Genomic DNA, 25,871 nt, shown 5'->3' with positions numbered 1-25,871 from the left:
CCCCCACGTCCTCGCCCGGCCGGTCCGGCGCCGCTCAGCCCGGCTCCGGCCACGTACCAGCAGTGCTCACTACTCACAGGCAGGTGGATTCGTCCCTATGAGCATCTTCCGTAACCGCACCGCCTCGGCCGCCATCGTCGCGGTCGCAGCCGGCGCCCTGACTCTCACCGCCTGCGGTGGTGGCAGCGACAGCTCCTCCAAGGACAACAGCAAGCAGAAGGAGGACGCCAAGTCGCAGTCGAAGCCGGTCCAGATCGGTGACGCCGCGGCGTCCACCGGTCCGGCTCCCGACGTCGAGGGCGCCCAGCCGGGCGGCATCGCGACCGTTTACCAGGAGGCGGACTTCTCGCACCTGGACCCGGGTCAGATCTACGTCTCGGACGGCAAGCTGCTCGGCCGCCTCATCTTCCGCGGCCTGACCCAGTACAGCGAGGACGAGAACGGCAACCTGACCGTCGTGGGCGACCTCGCCACCGACGCGGGCAAGTCGTCCGAGGGCGGCAAGACCTGGACGTACACCCTGAAGGACAACCTGAAGGACGCGAACGGGAACCCGATCAACGCCGCGGACATCCGCAACACGGTCGAGCGCCTGTACTCGAACTACATCACCGACGGCCCGACCTACCTCCAGCAGTGGCTGTCCGGTGACGGCACCACCTACCGCGACGCCTACGCGGGTCCGGACAAGGGCAAGCACCTGCCGAAGTCCGTCCTGGAGACACCGGACGACAAGACGATCGTCTTCCACTTCAAGGAAGCCCGCCCGGACCTCCCGCAGATGCTGACCATGCCCGGTTACAGCGTCGTGCCGGAGGAGACGGACACCAAGGAGAAGTACGACTCCGCCCCCGTCGCCGTCGGCCCGTACAAGATCGCCGAATTCAAGCCGGGCAAGTCGATGAAGCTGGTCAAGAACACCCAGTGGGACCCCAAGTCCGACTCGGTGCGCCACCAGTACGTCGACGGGTTCAACATCTCGATGAACCACGACGACGAGGACCAGACCAAGACCCTCCTCGCCGACCAGGGCGAGGCCAAGAACGCGATGATGTTCACGGGCCAGGTCGCCACCACCCAGCTCCAGAAGGTCGTCGGCGACAAGCAGGCGATGCAGAACCGCACGATCCAGGGCTACGCCCCCTACGTGTGGCAGCTCAACTTCAACCTGGACCGCATCAAGGACAAGAAGCTCCGCGACGCGATCACCCTGGCGCTGCCCGCCGCCTCGGTCTTCAAGGCGGACGGTGGCGCCTACGGCGGTGAGGTCGCCAACTCGCTGCTCTCGCCCACGACACCGGGCTACGACGGGGAATTCGACCCGTTCAACCGCGCCAAGAAGCCGAACGGTGACATCGAGGCCGCCAAGAAGCTGATCAAGGAAGGCGGCTTCGACGGCAAGAGCCTCGTCTACGCCTACGCCAACACGCCGACCCGGCAGCAGCAGGCCGTCCTGATCGCCACCGCGCTGGAGAAGATCGGTCTGGACATCCAGAAGAAGGAGATCGACTCCGCCACCTGGTACGAGCAGGTCGGCAAGGTCAAGAACGGCTACGACCTCTACATGACCGGCTGGGGCCAGGACTGGCCGTCCGCCTCCACGGTCATCCCGCCGGTGTACGACGGCACGCAGATCCAGGACGGCGCGTCGAACTACTCGCACATCAACGACGACCACGTGAACTCCGAGATCAAGCGCATCCAGAAGATCGCCAACCCGGAGGAGGCCACCAAGGCCTGGGCCGAGCTGAGCGAGTACATCTCCAAGGAAGTCAACCCGGCCGCCCCGCTGTACTACACCAAGGTCTTCCAGATCTTCGGTTCGAACATCGGCGGCATCCGCTACAGCTCGGACTCGAGCTACGTGGACGTGACCCGGATCTTCCTCAAGAAGTAGTCCGTTCGGTCGGGAAACCGGTGGGGGCGCGCGGCGGAGCGCCCCCACCGGGCCCGGACTCCTCCAGACCTCCCCATCCGACTGCCGCAGTCCTGAGAGCAGCTGTCTGCCATGCTTCAATTCCTCATTCGCCGGTCCTTCGGCGCGGTGCTGATCCTGGTGTTGATCAGTGCCTTCACCTTCTTCATGTTCTTCGCGATCCCGCAGGACCCGGCCCTGCTGGCGTGTGGCAAGAACTGCACTCCGGACGCGCTGGAGATCATCCACAAGAACATGGGCCTCGACAAGCCGGTCACGGTCCAGTACTGGAACTTCCTGATCGGCATCTTCGCCGGCCGTGACTTCGCCGTCGGCCACTGCGCGGCCCCCTGCTTCGGCGTCTCCTTCGCCAACGACCAGAACGTCTGGGACACGATCCTCGACCGCTTCCCGGTGACCGTCTCGCTGACCCTCGGCAGCCTGCTCGTCTTCCTCACCCTCGGCCTCGGCGCCGGCCTGCTGGCCGCCAGGAACCGCGGCACCTGGATCGACAAGGTGTTCAGCTCCGGGTCGCTGGTCGTCAGTTCCCTGCAGATCTACTTCCTGGGCCCGCTCGTGGTGCTGGCGTTCGTCTTCAGCACCGGCTGGCTGGAGAAGCCGAAGTACGTGCCGTTCTCCGAGGACCTGGGCGGCTGGTTCATGGGGCTGCTGATCCCCTGGGTCGTCATGGCGACCATCTTCACCGCCAACTACACTCGTATGAGCCGCTCGTCGATGATCGAGCAACTCCAGGAAGAACACGTGAGAGCGGCCCGCGCCAAGGGCATGTCGGGCAACTACACCTTCTTCCGGTACGCGTGGCGCGGATCGCTCGTTCCCATCGTCACCATCCTCGGTATCGACCTGTCCGCGCTCATGGGCGGCGGCATGGTGACCGAGATGACGTTCGGCCTGGCCGGGATCGGCCGGCTCGCACTGGATTCCGTCCGTGACAAGGACCTGCCGATGCTGATGGGCGTCATGCTGGTCAGCGCCGCGCTCATCATCGTCTTCAACCTGATCGTGGACACCGTGTACGCCATCATCGACCCGCGCGTGCGCCTGTCCTAGGAGAACCACCGTGACCACTCAGACCAAGCCCGAAGAGGCCCCGGCCGCCGCCGCGGGGGACGCCTTTCTCTCGGTGCGCGACCTCAAGGTCCACTTCTCCACCGAGGGCGGCGTCGTCAAGGCGGTGGACGGACTCTCCTTCGACCTGGCGCGCGGCCAGACCCTCGGCATCGTGGGCGAGTCCGGCTCCGGCAAGTCGGTGACCAACCTGGCCGTCCTCGGCCTGCACGACCGCCGGAAGACCGCCGTCGACGGCTCGATCACCCTGGACGGCCAGGAGCTGACCGACGCCAGTGAGAAGCAGCTGGAGAAGCTGCGCGGCAAGAAGATGGCGATGATCTTCCAGGACGCGCTCACCGCGCTGTCGCCGTACTACACGGTCGGCCGGCAGATCGGCGAGCCGTTCATGAAGCACGACGGCGCGTCCAAGAGGGACGCCCGGGTGCGCGCCATCGACCTGCTTCAGAAGGTCGGCATCCCGAACCCGGCGCAGCGGGTCGACGACTTCCCGCACCAGTTCTCCGGCGGTATGCGGCAGCGCGCCATGATCGCCATGGCGCTCTCCTGCAACCCGGAGCTGCTGATCGCCGACGAGCCGACCACGGCCCTCGACGTGACGGTGCAGGCGCAGATCCTCGACCTGCTCAAGGACCTCCAGCAGGAGTTCGGCTCCGCGATCATCATGATCACCCACGACCTCGGTGTGGTCGGTAACATGGCCGACGACATCCTGGTCATGTACGCGGGCCGGGCCGTCGAGCGCGGCTCGGTGCGTGAGGTGCTCAAGTCGCCGCAGCACCCGTACACCTGGGGTCTGCTGGGATCGATGCCGAGTCTCTCCTCGGACATCGACGAGCCGCTGATGCCGATCCCGGGATCGCCGCCCTCCCTGATGAACCCGCCCTCGGGGTGTGCTTTCCACCCGCGGTGCGGCTTCACCGACCTGGTGTCCGGCAGCCGGTGCTCCGGTGAGCGTCCGGTGCTCCCCGGGGGCCGCGCCGCCGCCTGTCACCTGACGGGGGACCAGCGGCAGCAGGTGTTCATCGAGAAGATTCAGCCCCGGCTGGGCTGAGCGGAAACCGGCGACTGGGGCATCACCATGAGCGACAACACCAAGACGACAACGGCGGTGGCCGACTCGTTCCCGCAGCAGCGGGACGGCGACACCGCGCCGCTTCTCCAGGTCAGGGGCCTGACGAAACACTTCCCCATCAAGGGCGGCTTCCCGATCAAACGCACCGTCGGCCACGTCAAGGCCGTCGACGGCGTCGACTTCGCGGTCTACCCCGGCGAGAGCCTGGGCCTCGTCGGCGAGTCCGGCTGCGGCAAGTCGACGACCGGCCGGCTGCTGACCCGGCTGTACGAGCCCACGCAGGGCACGATCGAGTACAAGGGCGAGGACATCACCCGCGCCAACCGGCGGCAGCTGGCGCCGATCCGGTCCGAGATCCAGATGATCTTCCAGGACCCGTACGCGTCGCTGAACCCGCGGCAGACCGTGGGCACGATCATCTCGGGCCCGATGGAGATCAACGGGATCAACCCGCCCGGCGGCCGGGAGAAGCGCGTCCGCGAGCTCCTGGAGATCGTCGGTCTCAACCCGGAGCACTACAACCGCTTCCCGCACGAGTTCTCCGGCGGCCAGCGTCAGCGCATCGGCGTCGCGCGCGCCGTCGCCCTCCAGCCGAAGCTCATCGTCGCCGACGAGCCGGTCTCGGCCCTCGACGTGTCGATCCAGGCCCAGGTGGTCAACCTGCTGCAGGAAGTGCAGCGGGAGATGGGCATCGCGTTCGTCTTCATCGCCCACGACCTGGCGATCGTGCGGCACTTCTCGCAGCGCGTCGCGGTGATGTACCTCGGCAAGGTCGTGGAGATCGCGGACCGCGCCTCGCTCTACAACCGGCCCCGCCACCCGTACACGCACGCGCTGCTGTCGGCCGTGCCGGAGGCGGACCTGGACGCGGTCAAGCGTGAGCGGATCCGCCTGGAGGGCGACGTGCCCTCGCCGATCTCGCCGCCGTCCGGCTGCCGGTTCCGCACCCGGTGCTGGAAGGCGCAGGACAAGTGCGCGACCGAGGAGCCGCCGCTGGTGCAGCTCTCCGGCAACCGTGCGGGCCACCTGACGGCCTGCCACTTCCCGGAGGAGCCCACGACCGAGGCCCGCGACGAGGACATCGTCATGGACCCGGGCCTGAAGGCGATGGAGGACGGCGCCGGCGGCGGCGCGGCGGTCGCCAAGAGCTGAACCGGCGACAAAGGCGGGGACCGGAGCACCACTTCCGTCCCCGCCTTCGTCGTGCCCGCCCACCGCCGGCACCCGTCCGGCGGACATCCGCAACCCGTACGGACCGTACGGGTGTGCGCCGTGCCACCAGCCGCCCGAAGCTGACCGGGAACGCACCAGCGGACGAGTCAGGGCACGAGGAGGCACTCCATGCGCGGAGCGACGCACGCCCGATGGGCGGCATGCGCGGCGGCCGTAGCCCTCGCGGCGACGGCCTGCGGCGGCGGGGGCGGGGACAGTGGTGGGGTCAGCGGCGCCGTGCTCAGTTCCTCGTGGGGCGACCCCCAGAACCCGCTGGAGCCGGCCAACACCAACGAGGTGCAGGGCGGCAAGGTCCTCGACATGATCTTCCGCGGGCTGAAGAAGTACGACCCCGAGACCGGCGAGGCGCAGGACATGCTCGCCGAGAAGATCGAGACCTCCGACTCGCAGAACTTCACCGTCACCGTCAAGGACGGCTGGACCTTCAGCAACGGCGAGAAGGTCACCGCCCAGTCCTTCGTCGACGCCTGGAACTACGGCGCGAGCCTGAAGAACAACCAGCGCAACGCCTACTTCTTCGCGTACATCGACGGCTACGACAAGGTGCACCCCGAGGACGGCGGCGACCAGAGCGCCGACACGCTCTCCGGGCTCAAGGTCACCGGGCCGCTCACCTTCACCGTGAAGCTCAGTCAGAAGTTCTCGACGTTCCCCGACACGCTCGGTTACCCGGCCTTCGCGCCACTGCCCCGCGCCTTCTTCGACGACCACGACGCCTGGCTGCAGAAGCCCATCGGCAACGGGCCGTACATGGTGGACAACTACACCCGCGGCTCCCAGATGTCCCTGCGCACGTGGGAGCAGTACCCGGGTCCCGACAAGGCCCAGAACGGCGGCGTCGACCTGAAGGTCTACACCGACAACAACACGGCCTACACCGACCTGATGGCCGGCAACCTCGACCTCGTCGACGACGTCCCGGCCGCCCAGCTCAGGAACGTCGAGAACGACCTCGGCGACCGGTACATCAACACCCCGGCCGGCATCATCCAGACCCTCGCCTTCCCCTACTACGACGACGACTGGAACAAGTCCGGGTCCGAGAAGGTCCGCAAGGGCCTGTCCATGGCGATCGACCGCAAGCAGATCACCGACACGATCTTCCAGCAGACCCGCACCCCGGCCACCGACTGGACCTCACCGGTCCTCGGCGAGGACGGCGGCTACAAGGCCGGCCTCTGCGGCGACGCCTGCGACTACAACCCCGACGAGGCGAAGAAGCTGGTCAGGGACGGCGGCGGGCTCCCCGGCGGCCAGGTCAAGATCACCTACAACGCCGACACCGGCTCCCACAAGCAGTGGATCGACGCGGTCTGCAACTCCATCAACAACGCCCTGGACAACGACCGCGCCTGCGTCGGCAACCCCGTCGGCACCTTCGCCGACTTCCGCAACCAGATCACCGACCGGAAGATGAGCGGCCCCTTCCGCGCCGGCTGGCAGATGGACTACCCGCTCATCCAGAACTTCCTCCAGCCGCTCTACTACACCAACGCCTCCTCCAACGACGGCAAGTGGTCCAACCAGGAGTTCGACGACCTGATCGACAAGGCCAACGGCCAGACGGACACCGCAGAGGCCATCAAGACCTTCCAGCAGGCCGAGGAGGTCGTCCGCGACAACATGGCCGCCATCCCGCTCTGGTACCAGAACGGCAGCGCAGGCTACTCGGACCGGCTCTCCAACGTGGAGCTCAACCCGTTCAGCGTCCCGGTGTACAACGAGATCAAGGTGAGCTGAGGGGGCGCCATGGGACGCTACGTCGTCCGGCGGCTGCTCCAGATGATCCCGGTCTTCATCGGGGCCACGCTGCTGATCTTCCTGATGGTCAACGTGATGGGCGACCCCATCGCGGGCCTCTGCGGCGACCGGGAGTGCGACCCCGCGACCGCGGCCCGGCTGCGGAAGGAATTCGGCCTCGACAAGCCCGAGTGGCAGCAGTACCTGACCTACATGGGCAACGTCTTCACCGGCGACTTCGGCACCGCCTTCAACGGTCAGCCGGTCACCGAGCTGATGGGGACGGCGTTCCCGGTCACCATCCGGCTCACCATCATCGCGATCCTCTTCGAGATCGTCGTCGGCATCGTCCTCGGCGTCGTCACCGGCCTGCGCCGCGGGCGCCCCGTCGACACCGGGGTGCTGCTGCTCACCCTGGTCGTCATCTCCGTGCCCACCTTCGTCACCGGCCTGCTGCTCCAGCTCCTGCTCGGCGTCAAGTGGGGCTGGATCGACCCGGCCGTCTCCTCCGAGGCGCCCTTCGACGAGCTGATCGTCCCCGGCCTGGTCCTCGCCTCGGTGTCGCTGGCCTACGTCACCCGGCTGACCCGCACCTCCATCGCGGAGAACCGGCGCTCCGACTGCGTCCGCACCGCCATCGCCAAGGGCCTGCCGCGCCACCGGGTCATCACCCGGCACCTGCTGCGCAACTCCCTCATCCCCGTCGTCACCTTCATCGGCACCGACATCGGCGCCCTGATGGGCGGCGCCATCGTCACCGAGCGGATCTTCAACATCCACGGCGTCGGCTACCAGCTCTACCAGGGCATCCTGCGCCAGAACACGCAGACCGTCGTCGGCTTCGTCACCGTCCTGGTCCTCGTCTTCCTCGTCGCCAACCTCGTCGTCGACCTCCTGTACGCCGTGCTCGACCCGAGGATCCGGTATGCCTGAACAGGAGCCGTACGAGTCCGAGCGCGCCATCGCGGGCACCGGCATGGGCGGCACGATGGACCTCGGCGCGAGCGAGGCGGTGACCCTGGAGCAGCAGTCATCAGCCGCCTCCGGCGGACGGGCACCGGGCCCCGACGGCCCCGGCCCACAGGACAAGCCCCGCAGCCTCTGGTCCGACGCCTGGCACGACCTGCGCCGCAACCCCGTCTTCATCATCTCCGCCCTGGTGATCCTCTTCCTGGTCGTCATCTCCGTCTGGCCGTCCCTGATCACCTCCGGCAGCCCCCTCAAGTGCGACCTCGCCAAGGCCCAGGAAGGCTCCCAGTCCGGGCACCCCTTCGGCTTCAACGGCCAGGGCTGCGACGTCTACACCCGCACCGTCTACGGCGCCCGTACGTCGGTGGCGGTCGGCGTCCTCGCCACCCTCGGGGTCGCCGTCCTCGGCAGCGTGCTCGGCGGACTCGCCGGGTTCTTCGGCGGGGCGGGGGACTCGGTGCTGTCCCGGATCACCGACATCTTCTTCGCGATCCCGGTCGTCCTCGGCGGCCTGGTGCTGCTCTCCGTCATCACCAGCAACACCGTCTGGCCCGTCATCGGCTTCATCGTGCTGCTCGGCTGGCCGCAGATCTCCCGCATCGCCCGCGGCTCCGTCATCACCGCCAAGCAGAACGACTACGTCCAGGCCGCCCGCGCCCTCGGCGCCTCCAACTCCCGGCTCCTGCTGCGGCACATCGCGCCCAACGCCGTCGCCCCCGTCATCGTCGTGGCGACCATCGCGCTCGGCACCTACATCTCCCTGGAGGCGACCCTGTCCTTCCTCGGCGTCGGCCTGAAGCCGCCCAGCGTCTCCTGGGGCATCGACATCTCCGCCGCCGCCCCCTACGTCCGCAACGCCCCGCACGCGCTGCTGTGGCCGTCGGGCGCGCTGGCCATCACCGTCCTCGCGTTCATCATGCTCGGCGACGCGGTGCGCGACGCCCTCGACCCGAAGCTGAGGTGAGCCGGCGCCATGCTGCTCGAAGTGCGCGGCCTGCACGTGGAGTTCCACACCCGGGACGGCGTCGCCAGAGCCGTCAACGGCGTCAGCTACGGCGTGGACGCGGGCGAGACCCTGGCCGTCCTCGGCGAGTCCGGCTCCGGCAAGTCCGTCACCGCCCAGACGGTCATGGGCATCCTCGACGTCCCGCCGGGCCGGATCACCTCGGGCGAGGTCCTCTTCGAGGGCCGGGACCTGCTGAAGCTGAAGGAGGAGGAGCGCAGGAAGGTCCGCGGCGCCGAGATGGCGATGATCTTCCAGGACGCGCTGTCGTCGTTGAACCCCGTGCTGACCGTCGGCGCCCAGCTCGCCGAGATGTTCACCGTGCACCGCGGCATGTCCCGCAAGGACGCCCACGCCAAGGCCGTCGAGCTGATGGACCGGGTCCGCATCCCGGCCGCGAAGGAGCGCGTGCGGCAGTACCCGCACCAGTTCTCCGGCGGCATGCGCCAGCGCATCATGATCGCCATGGCGATGGCCCTGGAACCCAAGCTGATCATCGCCGACGAACCGACCACCGCCCTCGACGTCACCGTCCAGGCCCAGGTCATGGACCTGCTCGCGGAACTCCAGCGCGAGCTGCACATGGGCCTCATCCTCATCACCCACGACCTGGGCGTGGTCGCCGACGTCGCCGACAAGATCGCCGTCATGTACGCGGGCCGCATCGTCGAGACCGCCCCGGTCCACGACATCTACAAGAACCCCGCCCACCCCTACACCCGCGGCCTCCTGGAGTCGATTCCGCGCCTGGACCAGAAGGGCCAGGAGCTGTACGCCATCAAGGGCCTGCCGCCCAACCTCACCCGCATCCCGCCCGGCTGCGCCTTCCACCCCCGCTGCCCGATGGCCCAGGACGTCTGCCGCACCGACGTACCGCCGCTGTACGACGTCACCGACTCGGACGCGGAGCGGGGCAGCGCCTGCCACTTCTGGAGGGAGTGCCTGCATGGCTGAGCCGATCCTTCAGGTCACCGGCCTCGTCAAGCACTACCCGCTGACCACCGGCATCCTCTTCAAGAAGCAGGTCGGCGCGGTCAAGGCGGTCGACGGCGTCGACTTCCACCTCGACCGCGGCGAGACCCTCGGCATCGTCGGCGAGTCCGGCTGCGGCAAGTCCACAGTCGCCAAGATGCTGGTCAACCTGGAGCGCCCGACGGCCGGCGAGATCCGCTACAAGGGCGAGGACATCACCAAGCTCTCGGGCCGCGCGTTGAAGTCCGTACGCCGGAACATCCAGATGGTCTTCCAGGACCCCTACACCTCCCTCAACCCCCGCATGACGGTCGGCGACATCATCGGCGAGGCCTACGACATCCACCCGGAGGTGGCGCCGAAGGGCGACCGGCGGAAGCGCGTCCAGCAACTCCTGGACGTGGTCGGCCTGAACCCCGAGTACATCAACCGCTACCCCCACCAGTTCTCCGGCGGCCAGCGCCAGCGCATTGGCATCGCGCGCGGCCTCGCCCTGCGCCCGGAGATCATCGTCGCCGACGAACCGGTCTCGGCCCTCGACGTGTCGGTCCAGGCACAGGTGATCAACCTGATGGCCCGGCTCCAGGACGAGTTCGACCTGTCCTACATCTTCATCGCGCACGACCTGTCGATCGTCCGGCACATCTCGGACCGGGTCGGCGTGATGTACCTGGGCCGCATCGTGGAGACGGGCAGGGATGCGGAGATCTACGACCATCCCACGCACCCCTACACCCAGGCCCTGCTGTCCGCCGTACCGGTGCCCGACCCGGAGGCCCGGGAACACCGGGAGCGGATCATCCTGACCGGCGACGTCCCGTCCCCGACGAACATCCCCTCCGGCTGCCGCTTCCGCACCCGCTGCTGGAAGGCGAAGGAGCGGTGCGCGCTGGAGGTGCCCGCCCTGGCCGTCCCCGCCGAGTTCCGCTCGGTCTCCGGGCCCGCGGCCCACGACTCGGCGTGCCACTTCGCTGAGGAGAAGCAGGTGGTTCCGCCGGAGGGCGAGGGCAGCGGGCCGGAGTGACATCGCGGTGCTACCCCAGAGACCGCTTCAGGAAGTCCACCTGGAGCAGCAGCAGGTTCTCGGCGACCGACTCCTGCGGGGTCATGTGCGTGACGCCGGACAGCGGCAGCACCTCGTGCGGGCGGCCGGCGGCCAGCAGGGCCGAGGACAGGCGCAGGGAGTGCGCGACCACCACGTTGTCGTCCGCCAGCCCGTGGATGACCATCATCGGGCGGTGCGGCTCGGCGGCGTCCACCAGCCCGGCGTCGTCGATCACCGAGTTGCGGCGGTAGACGTCCGGCTGCTCGCCGGGGTCACCGAGGTACCGCTCCTGGTAGTGGGTGTCGTAGAGCCGCAGGTCGGTGACCGGCGCCCCGACCACCGCCGCGTGGAAGACGTCGGGCCGGCGCAGGGCCGCCAGCGCGGCCAGGTAGCCGCCGAAGGACCAGCCGCGCACGGCCACCCGGCCGAGGTCGAGCGGGAAGTCGGCGGCGAGCGCCTGGAGCGCGTCGACCTGGTCCTGGAGCACGACCGCGGCCACGTCGTCCTTGATGGACTTCTCCCAGGCGGGGGAGTGCCCCGGAGTGCCCCGCCCGTCGGCGACGATCACCGCGAACCCCTGGTCGGCGAACCACTGCGAGGTGAGGTGGGCGTTGTGCGCCGCGACCACCCGCTGGCCGTGCGGGCCACCGTACGGGTCCAGGAGCACGGGGAGGAGGGTGTCACCGTGGTAGTCCGTTGGCATAAGCACGGCGCACGGGACAGAGCGTGCGCCCCCTCGGGTGAGCGTCACGCGCGGGGACAAACCGGGGTGTTCGGCATACGAGGTGACGGTGGCCGCCGTCTTGCCGTCCCGCAGAACCTGCACCTGGGCCCCCGGCCGCTCCAGCGTCGCGGAGACGAGAACGGTCACGCCCCCGGAGCGCGCCGCTGTGTGCACGCCGGGCTCCTGCGAGATGCGCTCCATGCCGAGTTCGTTCACCCGGTAGACGTGCACCTCGCCCGTCTCCGGGTCGGCGGCCTCCTCGCCCGCCGACGCCGAGACCAGCACGTCGTCGTCCCCGACGTCCAGGACCGCCCGCAGATGCAACTGGCCTCCGGTCAGCAGCCGTTCACCGACCGCCAGTACGCGCGCACCCCCTTCGTCGACGATCCGCACCAACTGCCCGGACGGGCTCCAGCAGGGCACGCCGGGGAAGAGTTCCAGCCAAATTGGATCTTCGTCGGCGTGCACCATCCGGGTCGTCCCGGACGCGGTGTCCACGGCCAGGAACAACTGGCTGCGCTGGTCGCGCGCCTGTACGAGAAGGAGCGGCGCACCCGACGCTGACCAGTGCACTCGCGCCAGATACGGATACCGCGCCCGGTCCCACAGAACCTCCGTGCGCCCCCCGTCAAGCCCGAAGACGAACAGTCGTACGTCCGCGTTGGCGGTGCCGGCCGCCGGGTACGGCACGTGTTGTGGATCACGCTCGGGGCGGGCCGGGTCGGAGATCCACCAGCGCTGCACGGGCGTGTCGTCCACCCGCGCCACCAGCAGCCGGTCCGAATCCGGGCCCCACCAGAAGCCCCGGCTGCGGCCCATCTCCTCGGCGGCGACGAACTCGGCGAGCCCGTACGTGACGCCCTCGCCGTCCGCCTCGGCCAGGGCCCTGTCCCCGTCCCCCTCGGCGCCCACGACCCGCAGGCCGCCCTGCGCGACGTAGGCGATGTGCCGGCCGTCGGGGGAGGGGCGGGGGTCGATCACCGGTCCGGGCGTGGACAGTTCGCGGGCGGTGCCGGCCCGCAGTCCGGCCGCGAACAGCCGCCCGGAGAGGGCGAAGGAGGCCAGCTCGACCGCCGAGTCGGTGGCGTGACCGACGATGCCCGCACCTCCCTCACGGCTGCGCTCGCGCCGTGCCCGTTCCTCGGGCGACAGGGCCTCCTCGGCACCGCCGAGGAGGGCGCGCGGGTCGGCGGCGACGCGCTCCGTGCCCTCGTCGACGTCGAGAACCCAGAGGGAGTTGGCCCGGTCCGTGCCGGTGCCGGAGCGCAGGAAGGCGACCCGTGAACCGTCGGGTGCCACGGTGAACGAACGCGGCGCGCCGAGCGTGAACCGCTGGGTGCGGGCGTGCCGTTTGGGGAAGGAGTCGGACTCGGTCGTCATGCCTCGACCATATTGGCCATGCGCCCCCTTGTGCGGCCGTGCGCCCGAGAGATGCGCACGCACGGATAGTTATGATCACTAGCGCATAGTGGGTACCAACCCCCGACCCCTCATGTCCCTGGGCCTATTGGAGGTGAGCCGCCGTGGCACTCTCGATTTCGGCGGTTGTGCTGCTGGCGATCATCGTCTTCCTGCTGGTCAAGAAATCCGGCCTGAAGGCGGGGCACGCGGTGGTGTGCATGCTGCTCGGCTTCTACCTGGCTTCCTCGACCGTCGCGCCCACGATCAGTGAGCTGACGACGAACATCGCGGGGATGATCGGGAGCATCAACTTCTGACGGCGGCGGCGAGGAAGGCGACCCAGGCCTCCGACGTCAGTGCGAGTCGGGGGCCGACGTCCGGCAGGTTCTTGGAGTCGCGGACGTGGACGGTGCGGGGTTCGACGGCGATCTCCACGCAGGAGTCGCCCTCACTGCTGCTGCTGTAGCTGCTCTTGAACCACGCCAGGCCGGTCTTGCGGATCATGTCTCCCCCAGCAGTCGTTCGATGAACGCGGCCGACTCACGCGGCGTGAAGGCCTGCGCCCGGATGATGCCATACCGGAGTTCCAGGATACGTAGCTGCCGGGGCTCCGAGACCGGTCGGCCGTAAGCCACCACCGGCGAACGTCCCACCATCGACCCGTCCTGGAACTTCAGCACCTCGATCCCGCCCGCCAGACCGGCGTGCTCCTCGCGGTCCGTCGGCATCACTTGCAACTCGACGTTCCGCATCTGCCCCACTTCCAGCAGGTGCTCCAACTGGTTGCGCAGACGCGTCCTCCCGCCCAGCGGGCGCCTGAGTGTCCACTCCTCCAGGACGAAGCTGAGTTCGGGTGCCGGATCCCGCTCGAAGACGGCTTTGCGAGCCACGCGCGCGGCGATGAACTGCTCCACCTCGTCCACCGAGTACGCGGGGCGCCGCATCAGCAGCAGTCCGCGCGCGTACTCCGGCGTCTGCAACAACCCGTGCACGTTCAACGGGTCGTACAACTGCATCTCCACCGCCCGCGCCTCCATCTGCGCGAGATCCCGCACCTTCTTCGGGTACCTGACCTTCCGCACGTCCTCCTTCATCGCGGCGATGAGCCCACCCGCGTCCAGGACCCGGTCCGCCGTGTCCAGGTAGTCGAGCCGGGGGATCCGCTTACCGCCCTCGACCTTGTAGACCAGGTCCTCTCCGTACCCGACCGCCACCGCGAACTCGGCGGCCCGCATCCCCGCCGCCTCGCGCCGCAGCTTCAGCTGCCGCCCCACCGTGGCGATCACGGCGAGGGCCCAGTCGTCGTTGGGGTCCACCTCCCACCCCGGCTCGTCCAACTGTTCCGTCTGTTCCGTCTGTTCCGTCTCGACGTCCACCGACATGTCGCGCCCCTCCGTACTCCCGTGCCGTACTGCCACGCCTTACCCAGGTCAACGCCACCGACAGCCCGGACGGCACTGGACAAACCCTGGACAGCCCCGGACAGGGGTCCTCAGGCCTCAGGCACCGGAACCCGCATCCACGTGCTTCGGTGCCGCAAGCGGCCAAAGACCAAGAAAGGAGAGGGAAAACACCCAACCAAGCCCCACCCCTCCCGCCCGTGGCCAAAGCTCACTCGGGCGGGTGAACATCCCCGGCTCGGCTGGATTTCGTGGCGGCCGAGGCTCCACGCTCAGCGCAAGACAACAGCAGACATGCGACGGCCCCCGCCGGGACGGCAATCCCAATGCGAGGGCCTGACCACCGAGGAAGACAAGGACTTCCCGATGGATACGCAGAACCCTAGCGTGCCCCCGCACGCCCAGGCCCGTTTCGCGGGCAACAAGCACCCGAACCGGCGGCGTTCCCGCACCGGCGGGTTGGTCCACGACAACACCCGCCACACCACCCGCTTCACGGTGGTCGGCAACCACCTGGCACAGCACCCCGAACTGTCCCTGCTCGCGATCGGGCTCGGTCTCCATCTCCAGTCGCTGCCCAAGGGCGCCCAGGCCGACATCAAGACCCTCGCCGCCCGCTTCCCCGAGGGAGCCACCCGTATCTCCGCCGCCCTGCGCGAACTGGAAGCCCACGGCTACCTGCGCCGGGAACGCGTACGCGCCCCCGACGGCCGCATCGTCACCCGCACGGTCTCCTGTAACCAGCCCGCGGCGGCCCGCCCGGCGTACGAGCCGCGAGGAGGGAGGGAGAGGCGGCCCGAGAAGCGCGAGACACGCAGGGCGCCCAAACCGCTCCCCGCCGTGCCACGCCCCTCGTTTCCTGCCTCGGCCCTGTTGGAGAGTGCCACCGAACTTCTCGCGGGTCTGCGGGGGCTGGATTCCCGCTTGCTCCTCTCTGCCTGCGACACGGCCCACCTGGCCCCCGGCGTCGCGGCCTGGCTGGAGCGCGAGGTCAGCCCGGCAGCCGTACGCCACGCCCTGACCACCGACCTGCCGCCCGAGGGGCTACGACGGCCCGCCGCCTTCCTCGCCCACCGGCTCACGGCACGGCTGCCACTCCCGCCCCCGTTCCGTGCACCGACCGCGCCACCGCCCGTGCGGCACCCCCTGCGGAACTGCGACGACTGCGACCGCGCCTTCCGCGCCCCAGGACCAGGCCGCTGCCGCGACTGCCGAACCGATCACTTGGAGGCCGCCTAGCATGAACGTGACGATCCTTGCCCGAGCCCGTGGGCACAGACGACGAGGAGTGAGCGCCATGACCGTCGCATCCGACAACGCGCAGCAGGGCGCCTCCCACCTCTACCGGGTCATGAGGGATGTCGTGCAGTCGACGGACGACGTCCTCCCCGGAAAGTTCGAGATCACCAAGGAAGGGATCGTGCACGACATGATGTCGCCGGGAGGCCCGCACGAGGTTACGGCCGCGCATGTCAGTCGGCGTCTGGAGAGAGTGATGCCGGACGAGTTGCTGGCTCACAATGGCACGCCCGACGTAGAGGACGTGTCCGAGGGGATCCTGCGACACCCGGATGTCATGGTGATTGCCTGGAACGATCTCAACGTCGAAGGATCGATCGACCCCCGGACAGTCGTCGCCGCCATCGAGATCGTCTCCCGCTCCAATCCCGACAATGACTGGTCGGGCAAGTTGCGCGACTACCCCTTGCTCGGCATCCCCGTCTACGCGATCTTCGACCCCCGCACCGGAACCGGCGCCGTCTTCACCGACATCCACGCCACCCCGGACGGCCCTCGCTACGCCACCCGCAAGGATTTCGTCTACGGCGAAGAGGTCACCGTAGCGGAATGGACGATCTCCACGGCCGGTCTCCCGCGTTACAGGGACGAGGACGCGGCCTCATAGGGTGGCCCCATGAAGGCACTCCCCGCCCGGCGTCTGCTGCTGGTGCACGCGCACCCGGACGACGAGTCGATCAACAACGGCGTCACCATGGCCAGGTACGCCGCCGAAGGCGCCCACGTGACGCTGGTGACCTGCACCCTCGGTGAGCTGGGGGAGGTCATCCCGCCGGAGCTGGCGCACCTGTCCGGTGCCGTCCTGGGCGGACACCGCAGGGGCGAGCTGGCGGCCGCGATGCGCGCGCTCGGCGTCGAGGACTTCCGGCTGCTCGGCGGGCCGGGCCGGTTCGCGGACTCCGGGATGATGGGCCTGTCCGACAACGACGACCCCGGCTGCCTGTGGCAGGCGGACGTCGACGCCGCCGCCGCGCTCCTCGTCGAGGTGATCCGCGAGGTACGCCCCCAGGTGCTCGTCACCTACGACCCCGACGGCGGCTACGGCCACCCCGACCACATCCAGGCCCACCGCATCGCCATGCGGGCGGTGGAACTGGCCGCCGAGGCGGGCTGCCCGGTCGAGAAGGTGTACTGGAACCGCGTCCCGCGCTCCTTCGCCGAGGACGGCTTCACCCGCCTCCGGGCCGACCTGCCGGGCACGCCGTTCGACAGGGCGGCCGGCGTCGAGGACGTACCGGGCATCGTCGACGACGAGAAGATCACCACCGAGATCCACGGCGAGGGCACCGCGTACGCCGCCGCCAAGGCCGCCGCGATGCGCGAGCACGCCACGCAGATCACGGTCGCCGGACCGTACTTCGTCCTCTCCAACGACCTGGCCCAGCCGGTCCTCACCACCGAGTACTACGAGCTGGTGCGCGGTGAGCGGGGCGGTGCCGGGGTCGAAAGTGATCTCTTCGCCGGGATCAGTGCCATCGAGAACGAGGAGGCGTCGTGAGCGGACGCACCAGGCCCACCACCTCCACCCTGGCCCAGCCCCTGCGCCCGCCCTCGCTCGGCCGCGCCGCCCTCTACGTGGGGCTTTTCGTACTCGGCGCCGTGATCGGCGTCGCCGGGGCGCTGCTGCAGCCGGCCTGGTTCCCCGGCGGGCTGCTGCTGGCGCTGGCCGCCGAGGCCGGGCTGTGTCTCGGGGCGGGCCGTGCCGTGGGGCGCCGGGGCGGGGCCGTCGCGCCGGCCGCGGGCTGGGCGCTCGCCGTGGTGCTGCTCACCACCAGCCGTCCGGAGGGCGACTTCGTGTTCGCGGCCGGCAGCGGCTCCTATCTCTTCCTGCTCGGCGGGATCGCCGTTGCTGTGATGTGCGCCACCCTGGCGCCGGTACGGCAACCGGACGGCGAAGCTGTCCGACTTCGCAAGTGACGTACTACTTCGCCGTTGTGCGCGCGTGCGAGTCCGGTGTGGGTTTCCCCGGCGGTCACGGGATACGCGTGAGAGGTGGCCAGTATGGTGGTGCGCGCCGCCGAGCCGCCCGCTCTGAAGGGGTGACGGGCGGCGGAGCCAACCGGGAGAACCTGCCTTGAGTCGTGAAACTGACAGTTCGTCCTCCGGGCCCCACGGGCGCGGCGGAGCCGCCTACCCGTCGGGCACCCCGCCCTACGGGACACCCACGGCTTCCGACGCCGGTGCGGACGCGGGCCGTTCGGCCGCGCGACCGGAGGAGCGCAAGACCGAGACGACGCTGACGACCCGTATCCGGATCAACATCCCCGGGTCCCGGCCCATCCCGCCGGTCGTCGTGCGCAAGCCCGTCACGGCCGCCGAGGGCGCCGCGGGCGACGCGGAGACGACGGCCGAGCAGCCCGCGCCGAGCGCGGCCACGCCCACGAGCGCGCCCGAGGCTCCCGCCGAGCCCGCCGCGTCCGCCGAGGAGAAGCCGACCAGCGACTGGTTCGCGCCCCGCAAGTCCGGTCCCGGCAAGGGCGCTCAGGGCGGCGGCTCCACCAACGGCGCGGGTCTGCCCGGCGGTTCGGGCCCGGCGACCGGTGCACCCGGCGGCACGCCCGGCGCGGGCGCGTCCGGTGGCGGTGCGCGGCCGGGGGGCGGCAGCGGCCGTCCCGGTGGCGTCGTCGGCTCCATGAACGTGCCCGGCGGCCCCCGGCCCGGCTCCACGAACGGCGCCGGTCTCCCCGGGGCGACCGGCGGCCCCGTGGCGCCCGGCCACGGCGGAGGCACCGGTTCCTTCGACGTGACCGAGGCGCTGGCGGCCGGACCGCTCGGCGGCAACGGCGCCCGCCCCGGCACCGGCCCCGGCGGCGAGCCGCGCCGCGACGACCTGCCGTACTTCTCCGGTGACGGACCGGGCGCCCGGGGCGCCGGCCCGAACGGGCAGTCCCCCTACGGCGGCGGCTCGGGCCCCGCGGGTCCGACCGGCGGCCCGGTCACCGGGGAGGGTCGGCTGGCGCCGCCCCCGGTGGGCGACCTCGGCGATCTCGGTGACTTCGGCGCCCCCCGGGCGGCCGGGGCGGCCGGGGGACCCACAGCGCCCCCGGCACAGCGCGGGCCCGCGCCGACCGGCATACGGGGTCCCGGGGGACCCGGAGGGCCCTCCGGCGTACGGGGACCCGGTGGACCCGTTGGTCCCGGGGGACCCGGAGGACCCGGCGCCCCCGGCAGGGCGCAGGGCACCGGCACCGGCCCCGGCGGCGGGCTCAGCGACGACACCGCGATCCTCACCCCGCAGAAGCCGGCCCCCGAGCCGGGCACCCCGGGCTACGGCAACCCGGACAACATCTCCGGCAACACCGTCACCAGCGGCATCCCCGTCGTACCGAGCGACCGCAACGCGCCGTTCCAGGGCCCCGCCGGCGACGGACCCCTGCCGCACACGCCCCCCAGGCTGCCCGAACCGGTCTCCACGCCCCCGGCGAGCTCCGCCAAGCCCGCCAAGAAGAAGAGGCGCGGCAAGCTGCCGCTGCTCGTCGGCGGCCTGGTCGTGGTCGCCGGTGTCACCTACGGCGCCGGCCTGCTGATGAACCGCTCCGACGTGCCCAAGGGCACCACCGTGCTCGGCGTCGACATCGGCGGCGGCACGCGCGACGACGCCGTCGAGAAGCTGGACGACACCCTCGGCGCCCGCGCGGGCAAGCCGCTGAAGCTCACGGTGGGCGGCGAGACCGTCTCCCTCAAGCCGGACCAGGCCGGACTCCAGCTCGACTCGCAGGCCACCGCCAGCGCGGCGGCGAAGAGCGACTACAACCCGGTCTCCGTCATCGGCTCGCTCTTCGGGCAGAAGCGCGTCGTGGACCCGGTCATGCCGGTCGACGAGGAGAAGCTGCACGCCGCCCTGGAGGACGCGGCGGGCGGCGCCGGATCGGTGACCGAGGGCACGGTCAAGTTCGAGTCCGGCAAGGCCGTCCCCGTGTACGGCAAGGCCGGTCAGGGCATCGACGCGGCCAAGTCGACCGAGTCCGTGCAGGCCGCGTACCGCGCTCAGGTGGAGACCGGCACCGCCACCGCGGTGAACGTGCCGACCACCAGCCGGCAGCCGACGGTCTCCAAGGCCGAGGTCGACCGGATCATGAAGGAGTTCGCCGAGCCGGCCATGTCGGGCATAGTCACGGTCAAGGCGAGCGGGGCCGAGGTCAAGTTCAGCCCGGAGAAGTCGCTCTGGAAGTTCCTCGGCGTCACGGCCGTCGGCGGCAAGCTGGTCGACAAGCCCGATCTGAACGCCCTCAAGGGCCTCTACGGCCAGACGTTCGACGGCGTCCTCATCACCCGCGCCAACGGCAAGAAGACGCCCGTCACCCCCGAGGACGTCTACGGCGCCCTGCGCCAGGCCCTGAAGAGCAAGACCGACCGCGTGGCCGTCATCGAGACGAACCCCACCTGACGCACTCCACGAGGGGGGCGCCGGGCCCCCCTCGCAGGGCCGACTGGAGCGCCCCGACAGGGGCGCGGGGAACTGCGCGACCAGCCACGTCGCACGCGGCAGCCGCAAAACCACAGAACCTCCACGGCGCGCAGGCGAAAACTCAGTTCAGCCTCGCGCGAGCGGCCCGCGCCTCCCCTCGAACCTCCTCCGCGACCCCCTCGTCCACCGCCCCCACAACCTCCGCATACGCCTCCAACTCCCCGGCCCCCGCCGAGAACTCCCCCCGCCGCACCAACAGCCGCGCCCGTTCGTACCGCAACCGCGCCGCATGCGCCGGCAGCAGCAGCGCCAGCTCGATCGCCCACAGCCCCACGGCCGACTGCTCCGGCCGCCCCGCCGCCCACGCCCGGATGTTGTTCAGCACCCGCGCCACCACCTCCAACGGTGCCGCGGGCTCCAGCATCGACGGCCGCAGCCCCGCCCCCGTCGCCCCGGCGACCAGCACCTCCGCGTCCTCGCCGCCGAGCACCCGGCCGCCGTCGAAGGGATCGGCGAGCACCCGCTCCTCCTCCGGGCCGTACTCCGGCCCGAACCCGACCACGAAGTGCCCCGGCAGCGCGACCCCGTACACCGGCGCCCCCGCCCGCCGGGCGACCTCCAGCCACACCACCGACAGCATGATCGGCAGCCCGCGCCGCCGCCGCAGCACCTCGTGCAGCAGGGACGACTCCAGCCGCTGGTAGTCCGCGGCCACCCCGTGGAACCCGTACCGCTCGCCGAGCAGATCCCGCAGCGCCACCGCCCAGGCCCGCGGCGAACCCGGCCGGAAGGGCAGCTCCCCGGCCAGCCGGTCCAGCTCCACCTGCGCGGCGTCGAGACCCGCCTCGTCCAGCGCCCCGTCCGCCTCCGCGCCCAGCAGCAGGCACAGCGTGGCCAGGTCCGGCCGCTCGGACCGCGCCTCCTCGGCGAACCGGCGCCGCACCTCGGCGGAGCGCTCCGGCGAGGGCGGCCGCACGTGCCCCGTCACGGCGTCTCCGTCCCGGCGCTGGCGGGCTCCCGGTAGTGGTGGTACGCGTGGTGCGCCGAGAAGCCCATCCCGGCGTACAGCGCCCGCGCAGCGGCGTTGTCCGTCTCCACCTGGAGCCACGCCGCCGACGCGCCCTCGTCCAGCGCCCGCCGGGCCAGGGCGGCCATCACGGCGGTCGCGAGTCCCCGGCGCCGCTGCGCGGGGTCCACCTCGACGGCCGCGAAGGAGGCCCACCGCCCGTCCACCACACACCGCCCGACCGCGGCCGGGGCGTCCGCGCCGGGCACCGTGGCGAACCAAACCGAGGGACCGCCGCCCAGCACCCGCAGGGCCACGTCACTGACGCCTTTGCGCTGGTAGCGGGCCAGCCAGGCGTCGTCCGCGTCCCGGGACAGGACCACCCCGGCGCCCTCGGTCAGGTCGGCCACCGGCGCCAGCGCGCCGGTCCACACCTCGGCCGACACCTCCCGCACCCAGCCCCGCCGCTCCAGCTCCGCGCACAGCCGCTCCTGCGTGCCCTCGGCACCGGTGGCGGTCTGCACGTACGCGGGCAGCCCGCGAGCGCCGTACCAGCGTCGTACGGCGCTCAGCGCGTCGTCGAGCGGCAGCCCCGGATCGCCGAGCGGGAGCACGGAGTTGGCCCGCCGTGTGAAGCCGGCGGCCGCCCGCAGCTGCCACTCGCCGAGCCACTCGCTCTCGACGGGCGGCCAGGCCCGCGCCGCGATCCGCGCCAGCTCCTCGTACGACGCGGCGGGACCGCGCCGGCGCGCGGGCGCGGGCGGCACGACCTTCCCGGCGACCAGCGCGGACTCCGCGACACGTACCGACTCGCCACTCTTCCGTGTGATCAGCAGCACACCGTTGGTCCACGATGTGAGAACACCGACCGTGTCGGTGAACTTCTCACCCGCGCCACCCGGTTCGCTCAAGCTCCGTACGGAGACTCGTTTGCCCACGTCAGAAGCGGTGACACGGACCTCAAGACGCCCGGCGGCAGAGATTTCCACGGGTCTGTCCACCCCTCCTGTTCGGATCATGCCCAAGAACGGAGATACTAGGGGCGGGCATCGACGACGCCGCGCTCCCGCGCGCCAGGCGGCGGAGCCTGAGGAGGCCCGCCGGCGCCCTATCGAGGAGGAACGACAGCGTGACCTACGTCATCGCGCAGCCTTGTGTCGACTTGAAGGACAAGGCGTGCATCGAAGAGTGCCCGGTCGACTGCATCTACGAGGGCCAGCGGTCCTTGTACATCCACCCGGACGAATGCGTCGACTGTGGTGCCTGTGAGCCGGTCTGCCCGGTCGAGGCGATCTTCTACGAAGACGACACTCCGGAGGAGTGGAAGGACTACTACAAGGCGAACGTCGAGTTCTTCGACGAGCTCGGCTCGCCGGGCGGCGCCAGCAAGCTGGGCCTGATCGAGCGCGATCACCCCTTCGTCGCCGCGCTGCCGCCGCAGAACCAGTAAGAGCGGCCCGCACTCGCGCCGCCTCGGTCCCGTACGGCCTGATCACCCCGATCGGCGCCGCACGGGACCGAGGCGTTTGCCGTACCGGGCGCTCACGAGGAAAGGGAGCCACCCACCGTGTCCGCAGTCTCCGACCGCCTTCCCACCTTCCCCTGGGACAAGCTGGAGCCGTACAAGAAGACGGCCGCGGCCCATCCCGACGGCATCGTCGACCTCTCCGTCGGCACGCCCGTCGACCCGGTCCCCGAGCTGATCCAGAAGGCCCTGACCGACGCGGCGGACTCTCCGGGCTACCCGACCGTCTGGGGGACCCCGGCACTGCGCGACGCGATCACCGGCTGGGTGGAGCGCCGCCTCGGCGCCCGCGACGTCACCCACCGCCACGTGCTCCCCATCGTCGGCTCCAAGGAACTCGTCGCCTGGCTCCCGACCCAGCTGGGCCTCGGCCCCGGCGACCGGGTGGCCTTCCCCCGCCTGGCCTACCCGACCTACGAGGTCGGCGCGCGCCTGGCCCGCGCGGAGTACGAGGCCTACGACGATCCGACCGACCTGGATCCGGCGGGCCTGAGGCTGCTGTGGCTCAACTCGCCGTCGAACCCGACCGGCAGGGTGCTGTCGAAGGCGGAGCTGACCCGGATCGTGGCCTGGGCCCGCGAGCACGGCGTCCTCGTCGTCTCCGACGAGTGCTACCTGGAGCTGGGCTGGGAGGCCGCCCCGGTCTCCGTCCTGCACCCGGACGTCAACGGCGGTTCGTACGACGGTCTGGTGGCCGTGCACTCGCTCTCCAAGCGGTCCAACCTCGCCGGATACCGCGCGGCCTTCCTGGCCGGCGACCCGGCGGTCCTGGGTCCGCTGCTGGAGATCCGCAAGCACGGCGGCATGATGACGTCGGCGCCGACGCAGGCGGCCGTCGTGGCGGCCCTCGGCGACGACGAGCACGTGCGCGTCCAGCGCGAGCGGTACGCGGCCCGCCGCACGGTCCTGCGCGAGGCCCTGCTCGGTCACGGCTTCCGTATCGAGCACAGCGAGGCCAGCCTCTACCTCTGGGCCACCCGCGACGAGTCCTGCTGGGACACGGTCGCCCACCTGGCCGAACGCGGCATCCTGGTGGCCCCGGGCGACTTCTACGGCCCCGCCGGCGAGAACTTCGTCCGGGTGGCCCTGACGGCAACGGACGAACGCATCCGAACAGCGACGGCCCGCCTGAAGTCCTGACGCCTTGGCGGCCTGGCGCCCCGGCTGTGGGCAGTCGTTCCGCAGGGCGGAACGGGTGGGCACAGCCACCGACGCCGGGCCACGGCCAACACACGCCCACCGCACCGACGTAGGCAAGCAAAAACGCCGGGACCCAGGCAGAAGAACCTGGGCCCCGGCGCCGCACAAGCCCGGCGCTAGCCGACCGGCAGCCCACCCGTGCCCAGCGCGTCCGTCGGCAGCCCACCCTTCGTGGCGGTCTGCGCCGTGTCACCGACGATGTCCCCGGCGGACCCCGCCACGTCCCCGGCGGCGTTCTGCGCGGCCGGGGTGGCCTCCTTGACGACCGAGCCACCGGTCTTGCCGGCGGTCGGCACGGCCTTCTGGACGGTCTTGCCGCCGGTCTCGCCCGCGGTCTCGGTCACGTTCTGGGCGGCGGAGTCCACGGTGTTGCCGACGTTCGCGCCGTCCAGGGCGGTCAGTCCCCCGAGGTTCGGGGTGGCGGGCAGTTCGGGAGCCGCGCTGGCGGAGCCGGCCGCACCGACCCCGGCGGCCGCTCCCGCAGCGACGAGCAGCGCGGCACGGGCGATCCGGCGGGTCAGGGGGAGGGACATGATGCTCCTTCGACGGAAGTCAACTGGTGAGGTACCGACCGTTCCCGGCGAGTGATCCACCGGGCTCGGACGCAGTGACTACCGCTCGAAGGCCACGAAGGTTGCGGCGGCACAACGTAAAGAGTTGGCAATGCGTCGCATTATCAGGTGCACAGAAAAACGGGCAAAAGGGCTCCGGTCGGAAAGTCTGCCGAATCCTTACAGCCCTTGATTTCCCCGGGCTCCGGAGTGCTCGGCGGTGACCACGCGAAAAGGCGTGCCCCGCGTCGACCCGAGGCCCGCGCGGGTAACCCGCGGGAGTGACGGATCGTACGGGTGACCGCTACCGCATGGACGTGATCCGCACCGCACCCGCGGCCCGCTCCGCGCCCTGGGCGCCGCCGGTGCCCGACGGGGCCCACTTGCTGTCGGTGTTGCCCGCGGTCCACTCCCGGCCCGCGTAGGAGACCCGCTCGACGTGGAGCGAGGAGGCGTTGGCGACCGCCCAGTGCGCCAACTGCCAGCCACGCTGCCGCGGGTCCTCCCCGGCGTCCGCGGCGGCGCCGGCGGTCACGGGCAGCGTCACGGTCCGCTCGTCGCCACGGCCACCGGTGCCGGAGGCGGCGGACGGCGCCGCCGAGGCGTCGCCCACCGTCGCGCCGACCGGCTGGAACACCGCGCGCCCGAAGTCCCGCACCAGCGCCGCGCGTACCGCGTCCGGCCCCTTCTCCCGCGTCGCGCCGGGGCGTCCGTCGCAGGTCAGGGTCGCCGCGGACCGTCCGGTCAGGGCGGCCGCGAGCAGGGTGGCGTCCGGCTCGTGCTTGGCGTACGCGTCGGGGAAGGCGCTGCGCTGCACCCGCTGGGCGGCGTCGGTCAGTTCGAGGTCCTGGTAGCCGGGGATCTCGACCAGGTGGTCGTAGAACAGGCCCGCCGAGTACGCCGGGTCCATGATCTTCTCCGGCGTGCCCCAGCCCTGTGAGGGGCGCTGCTGGAACAGGCCGAGCGAGTCCCGGTCGCCGTGGTCGAGGTTGCGCAGCGTGGACTCCTGCAACGCGGTCGCCAGCGCTATCGTCACCGCCCGCTCCGGCAGCTTGCGCGCGGTGCCCACGGCGGTGATCGTCGCCGCGTTCACCGCCTGCTCGGGCGTGAACTCGTACGTCGTCCGGTCACCCCCGGCGGAGACCACCTTGCAGCCGGGAGCGCCCGCGCCCCCGGTGACGTACTGCACCGCGAGATAACCGGCGACGGCGAACAGGGCCATGGCGGCCGCCCCGGAACGGACGAGGCGGCCACGGCGCTTGGGCGGCTGGGAGGGCTGAAGCACGCGTACAAGGTACTGGAGGGTAGGGTCCGGT

At 70.7% G+C, this 25,871-nt stretch carries 24 protein-coding genes; 17 read left to right on the top strand and 7 right to left on the bottom strand.

The features are described 5' to 3' along the window. The first annotated feature begins 97 nt into the window (after positions 1 to 97). The 9 genes from ACFWR9_RS15635 to ACFWR9_RS15595 all read left to right on the top strand — a co-directional run bounded on the left by ACFWR9_RS15635 (position 98) and on the right by ACFWR9_RS15595 (position 11,020). Positions 98 to 1,897, top strand: a complete 1,800-nt coding sequence (locus ACFWR9_RS15635; protein WP_383841456.1) for an ABC transporter substrate-binding protein — start codon at positions 98 to 100, stop codon at positions 1,895 to 1,897. Between the two features lie 111 nt (positions 1,898 to 2,008). After that, positions 2,009 to 2,986 (top strand): ABC transporter permease, encoded by a 978-nt coding sequence (locus ACFWR9_RS15630; RefSeq protein ID WP_383841452.1) that lies wholly within the window; start codon positions 2,009 to 2,011, stop codon positions 2,984 to 2,986. 10 nt (positions 2,987 to 2,996) lie between these two features. After that, a complete protein-coding gene (locus tag ACFWR9_RS15625) occupies positions 2,997 to 4,058 on the top strand; it encodes an ABC transporter ATP-binding protein (protein ID WP_383841450.1) in 1,062 nt (353 codons plus the stop codon). Between the two features lie 27 nt (positions 4,059 to 4,085). Further along, positions 4,086 to 5,231 carry an ABC transporter ATP-binding protein gene (locus ACFWR9_RS15620; protein ID WP_383841447.1) on the top strand — a complete coding sequence of 382 codons (1,146 nt, stop codon included), beginning with the start codon at positions 4,086 to 4,088 and terminating at the stop codon, positions 5,229 to 5,231. Between the two features lie 189 nt (positions 5,232 to 5,420). Next, positions 5,421 to 7,052 (top strand): ABC transporter substrate-binding protein, encoded by a 1,632-nt coding sequence (locus ACFWR9_RS15615; protein ID WP_383841444.1) that lies wholly within the window; start codon positions 5,421 to 5,423, stop codon positions 7,050 to 7,052. 9 nt (positions 7,053 to 7,061) lie between these two features. After that, complete coding sequence (locus ACFWR9_RS15610) at positions 7,062 to 7,985, top strand: ABC transporter permease (RefSeq protein WP_383841441.1); 924 nt, start codon at positions 7,062 to 7,064, stop codon at positions 7,983 to 7,985. Then, positions 7,978 to 8,985: an ABC transporter permease gene (locus tag ACFWR9_RS15605; protein ID WP_383841439.1), complete on the top strand. Its 1,008-nt coding sequence runs from the start codon at positions 7,978 to 7,980 to the stop codon at positions 8,983 to 8,985. Before ACFWR9_RS15610 ends, ACFWR9_RS15605 begins: the two co-directional genes overlap by 8 nt. A gap of 9 nt (positions 8,986 to 8,994) precedes the next feature. After that, positions 8,995 to 9,978 carry an ABC transporter ATP-binding protein gene (locus ACFWR9_RS15600; RefSeq protein ID WP_383841436.1) on the top strand — a complete coding sequence of 328 codons (984 nt, stop codon included), beginning with the start codon at positions 8,995 to 8,997 and terminating at the stop codon, positions 9,976 to 9,978. Continuing rightward, a complete protein-coding gene (locus tag ACFWR9_RS15595) occupies positions 9,971 to 11,020 on the top strand; it encodes an ABC transporter ATP-binding protein (RefSeq protein WP_383841433.1) in 1,050 nt (349 codons plus the stop codon). The genes ACFWR9_RS15600 and ACFWR9_RS15595 overlap by 8 nt, the downstream gene beginning before the upstream one ends. A 10-nt stretch (positions 11,021 to 11,030) precedes the next feature. On the opposite strand, the gene ACFWR9_RS15590 is transcribed toward ACFWR9_RS15595, so the two are convergent. Further along, positions 11,031 to 13,145: a prolyl oligopeptidase family serine peptidase gene (locus tag ACFWR9_RS15590; protein ID WP_383841429.1), complete on the bottom strand. Its 2,115-nt coding sequence runs from the start codon at positions 13,143 to 13,145 to the stop codon at positions 11,031 to 11,033. A 143-nt stretch (positions 13,146 to 13,288) separates the two neighbouring features. Between ACFWR9_RS15590 and ACFWR9_RS15585 the strand changes: the two genes are divergently transcribed. Further along, positions 13,289 to 13,483, top strand: coding sequence for a hypothetical protein (locus ACFWR9_RS15585; RefSeq protein WP_029393692.1), 195 nt, complete (start codon positions 13,289 to 13,291; stop codon positions 13,481 to 13,483). On the opposite strand, the gene ACFWR9_RS15580 is transcribed toward ACFWR9_RS15585, so the two are convergent. Together ACFWR9_RS15580 and ACFWR9_RS15575 are read right to left on the bottom strand one after the other, a co-directional pair. Continuing rightward, complete coding sequence (locus ACFWR9_RS15580) at positions 13,473 to 13,670, bottom strand: DUF397 domain-containing protein (protein ID WP_383841426.1); 198 nt, start codon at positions 13,668 to 13,670, stop codon at positions 13,473 to 13,475. The two genes, ACFWR9_RS15585 and ACFWR9_RS15580, sit on opposite strands and share 11 nt — an antisense overlap. Next, complete coding sequence (locus ACFWR9_RS15575; RefSeq protein ID WP_383841423.1) at positions 13,667 to 14,548, bottom strand: helix-turn-helix domain-containing protein; 882 nt, start codon at positions 14,546 to 14,548, stop codon at positions 13,667 to 13,669. Before ACFWR9_RS15575 ends, ACFWR9_RS15580 begins: the two co-directional genes overlap by 4 nt. Before the next feature lie 384 nt (positions 14,549 to 14,932). Between ACFWR9_RS15575 and ACFWR9_RS15570 the strand changes: the two genes are divergently transcribed. From ACFWR9_RS15570 to ACFWR9_RS15550, 5 genes are all read left to right on the top strand, one after another. After that, complete coding sequence (locus ACFWR9_RS15570) at positions 14,933 to 15,805, top strand: helix-turn-helix domain-containing protein (protein ID WP_383841420.1); 873 nt, start codon at positions 14,933 to 14,935, stop codon at positions 15,803 to 15,805. Positions 15,806 to 15,863: 58 nt separating this feature from the next. After that, entirely contained in the window at positions 15,864 to 16,472 is a 609-nt protein-coding gene (locus ACFWR9_RS15565; protein ID WP_383841417.1) for a Uma2 family endonuclease, read from the top strand. Positions 16,473 to 16,481: 9 nt separating this feature from the next. Then, on the top strand, positions 16,482 to 17,363 hold the full coding sequence (gene mshB / locus ACFWR9_RS15560; protein WP_383841414.1) for an N-acetyl-1-D-myo-inositol-2-amino-2-deoxy-alpha-D-glucopyranoside deacetylase: 882 nt from the start codon (positions 16,482 to 16,484) through the stop codon (positions 17,361 to 17,363). Beyond that, positions 17,360 to 17,782 carry a DUF6113 family protein gene (locus ACFWR9_RS15555; RefSeq protein WP_383841411.1) on the top strand — a complete coding sequence of 141 codons (423 nt, stop codon included), beginning with the start codon at positions 17,360 to 17,362 and terminating at the stop codon, positions 17,780 to 17,782. The genes mshB and ACFWR9_RS15555 overlap by 4 nt, the downstream gene beginning before the upstream one ends. Before the next feature lie 157 nt (positions 17,783 to 17,939). Further along, a complete protein-coding gene (locus ACFWR9_RS15550) occupies positions 17,940 to 20,252 on the top strand; it encodes a hypothetical protein (RefSeq protein WP_383841408.1) in 2,313 nt (770 codons plus the stop codon). Between the two features lie 142 nt (positions 20,253 to 20,394). Here the strand turns inward: ACFWR9_RS15550 and ACFWR9_RS15545 are convergent, their stop codons facing one another. After that, positions 20,395 to 21,261 (bottom strand): transglutaminase-like domain-containing protein, encoded by an 867-nt coding sequence (locus tag ACFWR9_RS15545; RefSeq protein ID WP_383841405.1) that lies wholly within the window; start codon positions 21,259 to 21,261, stop codon positions 20,395 to 20,397. Beyond that, positions 21,258 to 22,268: a GNAT family N-acetyltransferase gene (locus tag ACFWR9_RS15540; RefSeq protein WP_383841402.1), complete on the bottom strand. Its 1,011-nt coding sequence runs from the start codon at positions 22,266 to 22,268 to the stop codon at positions 21,258 to 21,260. Before ACFWR9_RS15540 ends, ACFWR9_RS15545 begins: the two co-directional genes overlap by 4 nt. Positions 22,269 to 22,408: 140 nt before the next feature. Between ACFWR9_RS15540 and fdxA the strand changes: the two genes are divergently transcribed. Further along, positions 22,409 to 22,729, top strand: coding sequence for a ferredoxin (gene fdxA / locus ACFWR9_RS15535; protein ID WP_217165050.1), 321 nt, complete (start codon positions 22,409 to 22,411; stop codon positions 22,727 to 22,729). Positions 22,730 to 22,846: 117 nt separating this feature from the next. Further along, positions 22,847 to 23,944: a bifunctional succinyldiaminopimelate transaminase/glutamate-prephenate aminotransferase gene (locus tag ACFWR9_RS15530; protein WP_383841399.1), complete on the top strand. Its 1,098-nt coding sequence runs from the start codon at positions 22,847 to 22,849 to the stop codon at positions 23,942 to 23,944. A gap of 176 nt (positions 23,945 to 24,120) precedes the next feature. Here ACFWR9_RS15530 and ACFWR9_RS15525 read toward each other — a convergent pair whose 3' ends face one another. Both ACFWR9_RS15525 and ACFWR9_RS15520 read right to left on the bottom strand, forming a co-directional pair. Next, positions 24,121 to 24,537 (bottom strand): ATP-binding protein, encoded by a 417-nt coding sequence (locus ACFWR9_RS15525; RefSeq protein WP_383841396.1) that lies wholly within the window; start codon positions 24,535 to 24,537, stop codon positions 24,121 to 24,123. A gap of 322 nt (positions 24,538 to 24,859) precedes the next feature. Beyond that, a complete protein-coding gene (locus tag ACFWR9_RS15520; RefSeq protein WP_383841393.1) occupies positions 24,860 to 25,840 on the bottom strand; it encodes a heavy metal transporter in 981 nt (326 codons plus the stop codon). Between the last annotated feature and the right edge of the window lie 31 nt (positions 25,841 to 25,871).

The sequence above is a fragment of the Streptomyces sp. NPDC058534 genome (assembly GCF_042717365.1).
GTDB lineage: Bacteria > Actinomycetota > Actinomycetes > Streptomycetales > Streptomycetaceae > Streptomyces.
The sequence above is the reverse complement of the archived record's forward strand: the minus strand, read 5'-3'. Positions and strand labels throughout refer to the sequence as shown.